This is a genomic window from Alicyclobacillus fodiniaquatilis (assembly GCF_042678105.1).
Lineage (GTDB): Bacteria > Bacillota > Bacilli > Alicyclobacillales > Alicyclobacillaceae > Alicyclobacillus > Alicyclobacillus fodiniaquatilis.
The window spans coordinates 32,581-44,828 of the sequence record NZ_JBHUCX010000074.1; the positions used below are offsets into that span (position 1 = coordinate 32,581).

The window sequence follows — 12,248 nt, forward strand, 5'->3', positions numbered from 1 at the left end:
AATCACATTCGTTCGCCGCATTTGCAAACCACATTTATCTTGAGGGGGCGACAGCCCATTTCTGCGCTTCGCCCCCATTGTAGAAATCAGTCTACTTGCAGTTGTGGGAATTCGTCTTTCACTTGCGATTTCAATTGAGCAAATGCCCATTGGTTGGTCTTATGCTGATCTAACATTTGCGTCACAATGTTGCCAAACAACGAGTTGATTTCTTCGCTGTACTCATCGGGTTTGCGCGCTGGGATGGCCATCGAAATGTTGTAGTACATCTTCAACAAGTCTTGGTTCCCAAATTCAGGCAACTTGTAGGTGTTCATCTCTTTTTTGTAAACCGAGATGTCCGAAGGCATGTTGCCAGTGTTTTTCAAGTTCCAGGTTTGCCATTGTTGGCTCGCGTCAAATTTAACGAACTCATACGCCAACTTCTGATTCGGTGACTTGGAGTAAATCGCCCTGTATGTGCCGCCCTCGTAGTAACCGACCGGCGCTGAAGCTACACCGTATTGACCTTTCGCCTTGTTGTTGGTGTTGTCAATGGAATCGGTCGACCACGACGGGATACCAAACATGATGGCACTGCCGTTCGCACTGTGATCATTGAGCGCCGCGCCCCAACCAGCCGAGAAACCTGGCAGTTCTGCTTCCACATTGTCTGCCTTCATTTCCCGCTCGGTATTCAGGACATTGTTCCATTTCGGATCAATCTGGAGTTTCGTTCCACTGACCCAAGGTTCCATGTTGTATTCCATAATCGCCGAGACGGAACCGGTGTTGTCCAGCAAATGCACTTTGCCGTCGCTCTCTTTGTAGACCTTTTCGCCAAGCGCAATCATTTTCGGCCAGGTGTTGACCATCTTTGAAATCTTGTCGGGATCATCTGTGCCTAACCATTTTTTCGCTGCCGCGCGGCGATACATCAAGCCGCCTGGCGAAGAGGAGTCCGCGATGGCGCGCACATTGCCATCTTTGTCTTCACCCAGCGCCGCGACGTATGGCACCATCCCTTTTACAAGAGAATTCGCACCCATGGATGACATGTTGGCGACGTATGGCGTGTTGATAAATTGCCCAATGTAGCTGCGTTCCAAGTCAAACACGTCAGGTACGTTCGATCCGGTTTGCAATGCTGTCTGCAATTTGGTTTCGTACTGGTCACCAGGGAACACTTTCACTTCGACATCCACGTTCGGATGCGATTTTTCAAACTGTTGCGCCAACAGCTTCACTTGCGAGAAAAATGTCCAGACAACCAGGGTCTGTTTTGTCGCTTTGCCCGACGTCCCATTCCCGTTGCCACTCGTTGAATTGCCGCAACCTACGAGACTTGCTGCTACGAACGGAATCACCATCAATGAAAGGACTTTACCTTTGCGCTTCATTCAATTTGCCCCCTAAGTATGCATTGTAAGAACGTTCCCACTCCTGTTTGCAATCAGCCCAGGTGTTATTGTCTTCGCGCCTCTCTGGGTGCGTTTCTTTATAACTGTCATGTTTCTCGCCCTTCCTCACACCGCAAACTGCCCAACGTGTGATTTGGCGAAGAACCACCTCCTTCAATCGCCTCGCGCAGCGATGCTCTTATTCCTTCAAAGCCCCTGCCGAGATGTTGTTCATGATTTTTTTGGACAGTGCCGCAAAGAGCACCATAATCGGAATGACAGAAATCAAAATCCCAACATATTGCGCGCCGTAATCGGTACTGAACTGACCGCGCGTCATGGCGACCATGACCGGCAACGGCTGCATGTTGTTATTGAACAGGATGATCATCGGCGTCAGGAAGCTGTTCCACGTCCCGATAAACGCGAAGATCCCGAATGTCGCAATGGACGGAAGCATCATCGGCAGGACAAGGCGATGGAACGCCTTCAACTCACCACAGCCATCCATCCTGGCTGATTCCAAGATTTCATGGGAGACCGCCGTGTCACAAATCTGCTTCAGGAAAAATGTCCCGAAGGCATTTGCGATGCCCGGCAAAATCAAGGGCCAGTAGGTGTTCAACATGTGGAAGCTGTTCATTTGTTGGAAGAAGCCGATAATCCCGAGCTCGCCCGGAATCATCATCGTGCCAAGAATCAAGGCGAAAAACAGGTTTTTGTATTTGAAGTCATATTTCGAAAAACCGTAGGCAGTCAGCGCCGAGAAGTACAACGTCAAAACGGTCGAAGACACCGTGATGATCAAACTGTTCAAGAACCCGCGCCAAACATTGATGGTGCCCATCAGGCGCTCGTAGTTGTTCACGAACTGATTCCCTGGCCACAACAACAACTTGGTCGAGATATCCTGATTCGTATGGGTAGAAGAGATCAGCATACTATAAAAGGGAAGTATGCAGATGGCTGCAAGTATAATCAGAAGTACATAAATGATGGTTCGACCTAAACTTCTGCGCAATTTGTATCTTTTGTTCAAATCTTTATAGCGGGCAGTCTGTGGTATAGACATCTCTCATTTTCCCCCTTACGCTTGCGACGTTTTTTGTTTGCGAGTCGTCATCCGGAGCGAAATCAGCGAAAGCACCATAATCAGGATAAACACGCCGTACGCAACCGCAGAGCCATAGCCGTATTGGAAATGCTGGAACGCCGTCGTGTACAAATAGGACACCATTGTCTGCGTAGCATTGCCAGGGACATTGCCAATCATGAGCGGAACAGCGAAATTCTGCATACCGCCAATGATGGAAGTGATACCTGTGAATATCAGCACTGGCTTCAACATTGGAATGGTGATATGCAATGCGGTTTGAAATTTCGTCGCGCCGTCCATTTCGGCGGCTTCGTATACACTTGTGGAAATCGATTGCAAACCAGCAGTGAAAATCAACATGTTATAACCGAAGTTTTGCCAACACAAGATGCCCGCCACAATGATTTGGGCCAAAAGAGGGTGACCGAACCAATTGACCGGCTGTGAGACAAGATGCATGGCCACCAACATTTTGTTGATGCTCCCGGTCTTCCAATCAAACATCAGGCTGACCAGAACACCGATGGTAACCGGCGTGACGATATTTGGAAAATAGAAAATCGCACGGAACAGATGCTTTCCTTTGACAAATTTTTCGTTAAGCACCAGCGCGAGCACCAATGCGAGAATCAACTGTGGAACGATGGAGATGATCCACATGATGAACGTGTTTAATATGGAATGCAGAAATATAGAATCGTGAATCAATCTTTTATAGTTCGCCACACCCGCCGCGACTGGCTTCGTAAATCCATCCCAATTCGTAAAACTCAAATACAGCGAGTCAAGAATCGGATACAGTCCGAAGATGATAAAGACAATGAAAAACGGCGCGATAAACAAATACCCATAACGGGACTTGTCAAACTTTGCTCTAGCCACTAAATCTCCCCCCACGCGTGTTAGCATGTCCATCAAACGCTTTCAATATCAAAACTAAAATCTGCAAACGGTCTCCAATCATTTATAAATAATTTGCAACCCTCCAAAATGCAGTAACAGTAAGCAATTATCACGCCAGGCAACGTCGTACAAATCGTCATTCAACATCAAAATTCGACATCAAATCCACGTAGCTCTGACTCATTTTTAGGAACGTTCCCAAAAACGAGTACAAAATACATGAAAAACTATGAATATCATACTGTGCGTTTTTTAAAGTGTCAATGCGATTTATGACGTTCTTGGCGCGAATCAGCTATTTTATCGCAAAAATGAAATCATAAGGTCAAACAGGAACTGCGGACAATCAATTGCGGCTTCAACAAATCGCGAGAATAGGAGCGTTCCCCATCGGAATCGATCATTTCTAAGAGCATTTGAGCTGCATTGGACCCCATCTGCTCAAAAGGCTGCCTCACTGTTGTCAAAGAAGGATAACTCCACGATGAGATGTCGATATCGTCAAATCCCACGATGGAAAAATCCTTCGGAATGTTGTACCCCTGCTCTTGCATCGCGCTCATTGCGCCAAAAGCAGATTCGTCGTTCGATGCGACAACTGCCGTAAAACCGCCAACCTCCAATAATTGTTGCATCGCTGTATAGCCGCCTTTATTAGACCAGTCGGAAACAACAATCAAATCCGGATTTAATTTCAAACCCAGCCGCGCAATAGATGCTTGGTATCCCTCCATACGGGCTTTGGTCGCCGCAGCTCCGTCTGGACCAGAAATATACGCAATGTCTCTATGGCCAATGCGATACAAGTAGTTGACCACGTCGATCACGCCGCTTGAATTGTCCACGTCTATAGAGGGAATTTCGTTGACGCCCGCATCGTCTCCAATTAAGACCACCGGAAATGACGATGCTTTCATCTCCTCAACATCATCCTCACTACGGCGCATAAAACTGACAAAAATCAGCCCGTCCACTTGTCCCTCATACAGGAGATCTAGAAAGTCGGTCTCTTTGCGATGGTGTAGACCCAGGGTGTAAAACACACAATCGTAGCCATTGGCATCGAGAATGCGCCGAACACCTTTTAAAATGGCCGAATAAAAGCGGTTGGTGATATCGTCAACCACGATGCCGATCTCTTGCGTCTTATCCAAAACCAGCCTGCGCGCATTCATGTTCGGATGATAATTGAGCTCCGCAATCGCCCTGCGCACAGCCTCTTCCGTTTGCTTTTTCACAGGCTTCCCATTCAAATACCGGGAAACGGTGCTCTTTGAAGTATTGGCGAGTTTTGCCACATCTTTAATGGTAGGCGTCATTCACTGCCTCCCTCCTTCATTCGCGGGAGCGGTCTCACTTTCTTATCAGAGAGATTACCCTCATCTACCACAAATTGCAAGTCTTTGTGCAGAATCTGTAAAAGTCCGCTTCTACGCATCCATAACTGCAAGACAAATGCAGGACGCAGTTGGATGAGTTACGCGTTCTTCATTTTCCATTTGACATCGCGGCCATAGATCTTCTGGTACAGATTGTAATTGTAGAATACTCTATCGACAAAGTGGCGTGTTTCCCCCACGGGAATCTCACTGATGTCATTCAATTGCCCATTCCATGCGCCAGATTGCAACCAGTCTTGGACGCGCTTCGGCCCAGCGTTATAAGCGGCAATGGCCGCCGTTTGATTGCCGTCAAACTGTTTGATGAGACTTTGGATGTACCAGCTCCCCAACACGATGTTATATTGCGGACTGGCCAATTTCTTCGCATCCTGCGGCATTTGTTCAATCGCTTCGTTCGACTGGCTGTTCTGCTTGCGAATTTGGCCAGCCAACCACTCCGCGGTATCAGGCATCAGTTGCATCAACCCCACTGCGCCCGCATGTGAGATGTCGTGGGTTTCAAATTTACTTTCCACGCGGATGACACTCGCGACCAAGAGCGGATCGACACGGGCAAATGCAGCAGCCGTCTGAATGTTTTTCTGATAGTGAATCGGGTACATCATCCGCCAAAATCCGTTCGTGGAAATTAGGATGAGCACAATGATCAACAGAACGGCGGCGAGCACAGCACGGCGGTTTAAAACGATAAATCTCGGTCTCCTATTGTTCGGTTGCGAATAGTTGTCCATACGTCCCGCACCTGCTCTCGCGTATTCTCAATCGTTCCACTGTTGTCGATGACGTAGGTTGCCATGTCTCGTTTGTCATCTATCGGCATCTGCGCTGCAATTCGCGCCAAAGCATCTGACTGGCTAAACTGATCCCTCGCCATCAAACGCGCCAACTGTGTGGCAGGTGTGGCATAGACCAATATCGTGCAATCGACCAATTTCTGTGTTTCCCCTTCGAAAAGCAACGGGACATCCCAAATCACCGGTGCGTCCGGATGTGTTTGCCAATACGCATCGGTCTCGACGCGCATGCCTGCTCGAATGCGCGGATGTGTAATCTCATTCAAGCGTTGGCGCAAAGTGTCATTCGCAAACACCACTTGGCCTAACATCTTGCGATTCAGCGTTCCATCCCCAGCGAGTACACGTGCGCCAAACGTTTCAACAATCTCCTTCAATCCATCAGAACCTGGCTCCACAACGCGGCGAGCCCAAATATCCGCATCCACCACATATGCGCCAAGTTCGCGAAACATGCTGGAAACGGTGCTTTTCCCCGTCCCAATTCCACCTGTCAAGCCTACAATCATCTCGCCTATTCCCACCTTGTGCGCGCTTTTCATTGGGCCATGTCATATCTGGCAGAACACTGCGATACAAACCCTATGTGCTCTGGTTTCATCTACGCGCCTGCCGTGACGACCGCTGTCCTTGGCTGACAAGCCGAGCATAAATGTGTTCCCCGCCCACCAAGGCGAATTTTTTCGATAGGCTGTCCACAGACAAAACACGGCTCACCTGCTCTGCCGTACACACTCAACTGCATCTGAAAACCGCCGTGGCGCCCATACCCATTCACATACGTCCGAATGGAGGAGCCGCCAGCCTCAATGGCCCGTGTGAGCACATCGCGAATGGCGACCAGCAAACTTGCGCACTGGGCTTCGCTGACTTGATTCGCCGAAACAAGCGGATGAATGCCAGATGAGAACAAAGCTTCATCCACGTAAATGTTCCCCAGACCAGCGATGCACGTTTGATCTAACAAGACAGTTTTAATGGCGCTCGATCTTTTGTGCAGACGCAAATAGAGCGATTGCGCGGTGAGCAGCGGATCGAACGGCTCTGGCCCAATGTTCACCAATCCAGTGGGCAATGGCTCATCTTTTGTCAGAACGTCCATCGTGCCAAATTGGCGCACATCACGATAGCGAAGCTCGGCGCCATCAGATAAGCCAAACACCACATGCGTATGCGGCGCCATCGGCTCTGATGCCGGTGCAACCCGATATTGACCCTCCATGCGCAAATGACTTATCCATGTATATGGTGCAACGTTAAACAACAGGTACTTACCTCGCCTGTCTATCGATTCGATCCGCCGCCCGACCAACCGTTCTTCAAAACTTCCAACCGATGGGTAGCGAATAATGCGCGGCAGATTCACTAGTACCCGTTCAATCGTCTTGCCCACAATCAACTGTGAGAGCCCTCGACGAATGGTTTCAACCTCTGGCAACTCCGGCACGTCGCCACCCCTTTCATCATTTCGCCTCATACCATGTCTTTCCGTGGGAAATGTCCACCACCAGCGGTACATTCAGCGTGATTGCATTCTCCATTTTTTCACGGACCAACTGTGTCAAATCTTCCATTTCGTCTGCTGGACACTCAAAAATCAATTCATCGTGAACCTGCAAAAGCATTCTCGCGTCCATCTGCGCTTTCGTAAGCGCAGCATCTATTTGCACCATCGCCAGCTTGATAATATCTGCTGCCGTTCCCTGGATGGGCGTGTTCATTGCGGTGCGTTCCGCAAAGCTGCGCAAATGGAAATTCCGACTCCGAATGTCCGGCAGATAGCGGCGGCGGTTCATCAGTGTCGCCACATAGCCCTGCTGTTTCGCCTGCTGGACAATATCATCCATATATCCTTTCACGCCCGGGAACTTGCGAAAATACTCTTCAATAAAGCGTTTCGCTTCCTGTTGCGGAATGTTCAAATTCTGCGCCAGGCCAAAATCGCTTATTCCGTAAACAATTCCAAAATTCACCGCTTTGGCTTGCCGACGCATCAGCGCTGTGACATCCTCAACAGCGACCTCAAACACATCGCTCGCAGTCCGCGTGTGAATGTCCATCCCGCTGCGAAACGCGTCAATCAACGCCTCATCCCCCGACAGATGCGCCAATATCCGCAATTCTACTTGTGAGTAATCTGCAGAGAGAATATACCAGTCATCATACGTCGGTTCAAACACTTGGCGCAATCTACGTCCCTCTTCTAAGCGAATGGGGATGTTCTGCAAATTCGGTTCACTGCTCGAAAGTCGGCCGGTTGCAGTCAGCGCCTGGTGAAACCGCGTATGAATTCGATCCGTCTCTTTGCGAATCACTTTCAAAAGGCCTTCTACATAAGTCGATTGGAGCTTTGCCAATTGACGATAATCCAGGATTTTCTGCACAATTTCATGGTAAGGGGCCAGCTTCTCCAAAACGTCGGCGCTCGTCGAATAACCCGTCTTCGTCTTTTTCATGGCTGGCAGCTGCAATTTTTCAAACAAAATCTCTCCCAGTTGTTTCGGAGAGTTCAAATTGAATTCTACACCAGCATCCGCATAAATGTCGGCTGTCAATTGATGGATTCGTCCAAGCAGATCATCGCCAAACGCACGCAGACGGTCCGCATTCACATGAAATCCTGTGATCTCCATTTTCGCCAAAACAAACGAAAGCGGCATTTCAATATTGCGATACAAGTCATCCAGCGTCTGCGCATCCAACGCACTGCCAAGATGCTGATAAAGATCTGGCAGTTTTTGCGCAATTCGACACAGAATGGCCTCTCGATGCTCAGCCATTTTTTTGATGGAAGGCACTTGAATATTCAATTCGCGCGCCAAGATCTCTTCCAATTCGACTTCGCCATCCGTCGGATTCAACAGATAGGCGGCCAGTTTGACGTCATTCCAACGACCGCTCGAATGAATGGTGATACCGTGGGCATCCAATGCAAAGGCAAGCGACTTAATATCAAAAACCACTTTATCATGCGCGGATTTCAACCATTGTTGCAAATGCGTCAATTGTAATTCGTCCTCAAACGAGATATAGAAGCTGGCGTCGCGCGTCGCCAACGCGACCCCACAAACATTTGCCGCGTGATAGTCCTCATCGCTAAAATCGAACACGCAACCAGTTACGCCGCCCAAATCTCGCCAGACCTTGTCCATCTGCTCCGGACTTGTAACGCGCGTATATTCTATATTCGTCCAACCATCTTCGTCGACATCGGCGTTGTCTGCCGCTGTCGAATCGCTTATTTCCTCGGAAATTTTGTCGATCAGCGAATGAAAATCAAGTGTTCGAAACACCTCGACGACTGTATCGACGCCATACCCGCCATACACCAGGCGAGAGATGTCGATATCTAGCGGAACATCTGTGACAATGGTCGCCAATTGTTTTGACAGAATGGCATCTGCATGATGCTCAGCAAGGTTTTCACGTAATTTTTTGCCACTGACTTCATCCAAGTGTGCCAACACTTCTTCTACTGATGCCCTTGTATTCAATAACTTGATGGCTGTCTTTTCGCCCACGCCTGGCACGCCAGGAATGTTATCTGAATTGTCACCCATCAGTCCCTTTAAATCGATAATTTGGTTGGGCTCAAGGCCGCCATATCGCTCCTTGATGGCCGCTGCATCATAAAAATCGACATCCGTTATCCCACGACGTGTCACCAGTGCATGAACCTTATCGGAGACCAATTGAAGTAAATCTTTGTCACCCGACACAATCCTTGTGTCAAGTTCGGCCGCTTCAGCCTGCTTGGCAAGCGTACCGATGATATCATCTGCTTCATAGCCATCCACTTCAATCACGGGAATGGAAAACGCCTGAAGCAGTGTGCGAATCATGGGAAATTGTTCTGCCAGTTCGTCAGGTGTTTTCTGACGGGTTCCTTTATAGTTTTCATACATTTCATGGCGAAAGTTCTTTTTCGTTTTATCAAAAGCCACAGCTAAATGCGTCGGTTTTTCTTCCTGCAACAGTTTCAACAGCATGAGTGTAAACCCGTAAACGGCGTTCGTCTGCTGACCTTGTTTGTTCGATAAAGGCGGAAGGGCAAAAAATGCCCGGTACAAAATGCTGTTTCCATCAATCAATAACAGCTTGGCTGGTTGCGTAGACATAGGCCACCTCATTCGGGGATTAAAAGCGATTGTGCACTCCAATTCATTTTAACATATGAACGGCGAGGTTCCCCTAAAACACGAAGAAGGAGCCACACAAAGATGGCCCCTGCGATACCACGGCAACATGATTTTCACGTCGGCAGAATCAATTGGCCGTCACTTGACGACTTCAATGACGTTGCGAACCGACGCTGCTGATTTATCGAGTGCTGCCTTTTCTTCTGGCAACAATTCAAGTTCGACGATCTTCTCGATGCCATTTGCCCCTAGGACAGTTGGCACGCCGAGGAACAGCTTGTCATACCCATATTCGCCTTCGAGATAGGCGATGGCTGGCAGCAAACGACGCTTGTCTTTCAAAATCGATTCTGCCATCTGCGCCAAGGAAGCGCCCGGCGCGTAATAGGCGCTGCCATTGCCCAGCAGCCCGACAATCTCGCCCCCGCCTGTACGGGTGCGTTGGACGATCTCTTCAATGCGTTCTTTTGAAATGAGTTTTTCCAAGGGTACGCCGCCGACATTTGCATAGCGAACGAGCGGCACCATGTCATCCCCATGAACACCAAGCACAAATCCGTGCACATCTTCAACGCTGATGCCCAGTTCTTCGGCGACAAACGTGTTAAAACGAGCGGTATCAAGCACACCAGCTTGCCCAATGATACGATTCTTCGGGAAACCACTGGCTTTGTACGCGACGTACGTCATTGCGTCGACCGGGTTACTCAAGACCACAATCACGGTGTTCGGTGAATACTTGACGATCTGCTCTGTCACCGTTTTGACAATACCCGCATTTGTGTTGACCAAATCATCGCGGCTCATGCCAGGTTTGCGGGCGATGCCTGCAGTGACAATCACCAGATCAGAATTGGCCGTGTCCTCGTAATTCGCAGTCCCAGTCACCCGAACATCCGAACCAATCACCGGCATCGCCTCAGCCATATCAAGCGCCTTTCCCTTGGTCGGGTTTTCCAACTGCGGAATGTCTAACAGTACGACATCCCCCAACTCTTTCATGGCAATGATCAAAGCTGTCGTCGCCCCGGTGAAACCGGCGCCAATGACAGAAATCTTCTTGCGCTGCAACAACGATCACGCCTCCTTTCAGACATGATGAAAGCAACCGAGACAAATATATACAAGTCTCAGTTGCTTTCATGCTGTTACATATTATTACATATTTTTGATGATTTGATTACCGAACTCCGAAGTTTTCACTTCTGTTGCGCCGTCCATCAAACGGGCAAAGTCATAAGTGACCACTTTCTGGTCAATGGCCTTTTCCAGGGCGCTCGTAATCAGGTCGGCTACTTCTTGCCAGCCCATGTATTCAAACATCATCACACCAGACAAAATGACGGAACCAGGGTTGACTTTATCCAGCCCGGCATATTTCGGCGCAGTGCCGTGCGTGGCCTCAAAGACCGCGTGGCCGCTCTCATAGTTGATGTTTGCGCCAGGTGCAATGCCAATGCCGCCGACTTGCGCTGCCAAGGCGTCTGATACGTAGTCGCCGTTCAAGTTGAGCGTGGCAATGACGTCGTATTCAGCCGGACGTGTCAAAATCTGTTGCAGGAATGCGTCTGCAATCACATCTTTGACAATCAACTTGCCTGCTGCTTCCGCTTCCTGTTGCGCTTTGTTCGCAGCATCTGTCCCCTGCGCTTCCTTGATGCGGTCATATTCGCTCCAAGTAAATGTCTTGTCGCTAAATTCCCGCTCTGCAAGCTCATAGCCCCAACTCTTGAACGCACCCTCTGTAAATTTCATGATGTTGCCTTTATGCACCAGGGTTACGCTCTTGCGGCCATTTTCCAAAGCGTAATTGATGGCTGCGCGCACGAGACGCTCTGTGCCTTCCTTGGAAACCGGCTTGACGCCGATGCCAGAGGTTTCGGGAAAGCGAATTTTCTTGACAGCCATTTCATTGCGCAAAAAGTCAATGATTTTTTTCACTTCTGGTGTGCCTTCCTGCCATTCGACACCCGCGTAGATGTCCTCCGAATTTTCACGGAAGATGACCATATCTACCTGTTCCGGACGCTTGACAGGTGAAGGTACGCCGTTAAAATAGCGCACCGGGCGCTGACAGACGAACAAATCAAGCTCCTGGCGAAGCGCCACGTTCAAAGAGCGAATGCCGCCGCCAACCGGTGTGGTCAGAGGACCTTTAATGCTGACGATGTACTCCGTCAGCGCCTTCAATGTATCCTCGGGCAGCCACTCTTGAAATTTGTTGAATGCCTTTTCGCCAGCGTACACTTCGTACCAGGCAATTTTCCGTTTGCCGCCGTAAGCCTTTTCGACAGCCGCATCAAAAACCCGTTGTGCAGCGCGCCAAATGTCCGGACCCGTACCGTCACCTTCAATAAATGGAACAATCGGATGATCCGGGACTTTTAAACTCCCACCTTCGAAGCGAATTGCTTCGCCGCTGGTCGGATTCGCATAATGCTTGAAATCAGGCATGACAGCCCCTCCCGTATGTATAAAGTCGATGTCCGAGAATTCAGTCCATCAGCATCGCGAGTACGCACATTCGGACGTCC

General features: G+C 49.3%; 10 protein-coding genes. All 10 read right to left on the minus strand.

The features are described 5' to 3' along the window. Positions 1–86 precede the first annotated feature (86 nt). Positions 87–1,379: an ABC transporter substrate-binding protein gene (locus ACFSB2_RS18390; protein ID WP_377944550.1), complete on the minus strand. Its 1,293-nt coding sequence runs from the start codon at positions 1,377–1,379 to the stop codon at positions 87–89. A 199-nt stretch (positions 1,380–1,578) separates the two neighbouring features. Next, entirely contained in the window at positions 1,579–2,451 is an 873-nt protein-coding gene (locus ACFSB2_RS18395; protein WP_377944551.1) for a carbohydrate ABC transporter permease, read from the minus strand. Positions 2,452–2,466: 15 nt separating this feature from the next. Further along, positions 2,467–3,357 (minus strand): carbohydrate ABC transporter permease, encoded by an 891-nt coding sequence (locus ACFSB2_RS18400; protein ID WP_377944552.1) that lies wholly within the window; start codon positions 3,355–3,357, stop codon positions 2,467–2,469. Between the two features lie 338 nt (positions 3,358–3,695). After that, positions 3,696–4,697, minus strand: coding sequence for a LacI family DNA-binding transcriptional regulator (locus ACFSB2_RS18405; protein ID WP_377944553.1), 1,002 nt, complete (start codon positions 4,695–4,697; stop codon positions 3,696–3,698). A gap of 158 nt (positions 4,698–4,855) precedes the next feature. Beyond that, a complete protein-coding gene (locus tag ACFSB2_RS18410; protein ID WP_377944554.1) occupies positions 4,856–5,512 on the minus strand; it encodes a lytic transglycosylase domain-containing protein in 657 nt (218 codons plus the stop codon). Beyond that, complete coding sequence (coaE, locus tag ACFSB2_RS18415) at positions 5,461–6,084, minus strand: dephospho-CoA kinase (RefSeq protein ID WP_377944555.1); 624 nt, start codon at positions 6,082–6,084, stop codon at positions 5,461–5,463. Before coaE ends, ACFSB2_RS18410 begins: the two co-directional genes overlap by 52 nt. A gap of 92 nt (positions 6,085–6,176) precedes the next feature. After that, the gene (mutM, locus tag ACFSB2_RS18420) at positions 6,177–7,022 is read right to left on the minus strand and encodes a DNA-formamidopyrimidine glycosylase (RefSeq protein ID WP_377944556.1); all 846 of its coding nucleotides are present in this window, start codon (positions 7,020–7,022) and stop codon (positions 6,177–6,179) included. Between the two features lie 16 nt (positions 7,023–7,038). After that, positions 7,039–9,693: a DNA polymerase I gene (gene polA, locus ACFSB2_RS18425; RefSeq protein WP_377944557.1), complete on the minus strand. Its 2,655-nt coding sequence runs from the start codon at positions 9,691–9,693 to the stop codon at positions 7,039–7,041. Between the two features lie 159 nt (positions 9,694–9,852). Continuing rightward, positions 9,853–10,788 carry a malate dehydrogenase gene (gene mdh / locus ACFSB2_RS18430; RefSeq protein WP_377944558.1) on the minus strand — a complete coding sequence of 312 codons (936 nt, stop codon included), beginning with the start codon at positions 10,786–10,788 and terminating at the stop codon, positions 9,853–9,855. An 84-nt stretch (positions 10,789–10,872) separates the two neighbouring features. Further along, the gene (gene icd / locus ACFSB2_RS18435; protein WP_377944559.1) at positions 10,873–12,168 is read right to left on the minus strand and encodes an NADP-dependent isocitrate dehydrogenase; all 1,296 of its coding nucleotides are present in this window, start codon (positions 12,166–12,168) and stop codon (positions 10,873–10,875) included. Between the last annotated feature and the right edge of the window lie 80 nt (positions 12,169–12,248).

Coding starts and splice junctions, on each gene's coding strand:
- icd (WP_377944559.1), bottom strand. CDS start 12,168: ATGCCTGATTTCAAGCATTATGCGAATCCGACCAGCGGCGAAGCAATT.
- ACFSB2_RS18405 (WP_377944553.1), bottom strand. CDS start 4,697: ATGACGCCTACCATTAAAGATGTGGCAAAACTCGCCAATACTTCAAAG.
- ACFSB2_RS18390 (WP_377944550.1), bottom strand. CDS start 1,379: ATGAAGCGCAAAGGTAAAGTCCTTTCATTGATGGTGATTCCGTTCGTA.
- coaE (WP_377944555.1), bottom strand. CDS start 6,084: ATGATTGTAGGCTTGACAGGTGGAATTGGGACGGGGAAAAGCACCGTT.
- ACFSB2_RS18395 (WP_377944551.1), bottom strand. CDS start 2,451: ATGTCTATACCACAGACTGCCCGCTATAAAGATTTGAACAAAAGATAC.
- ACFSB2_RS18410 (WP_377944554.1), bottom strand. CDS start 5,512: ATGGACAACTATTCGCAACCGAACAATAGGAGACCGAGATTTATCGTT.
- polA (WP_377944557.1), bottom strand. CDS start 9,693: ATGTCTACGCAACCAGCCAAGCTGTTATTGATTGATGGAAACAGCATT.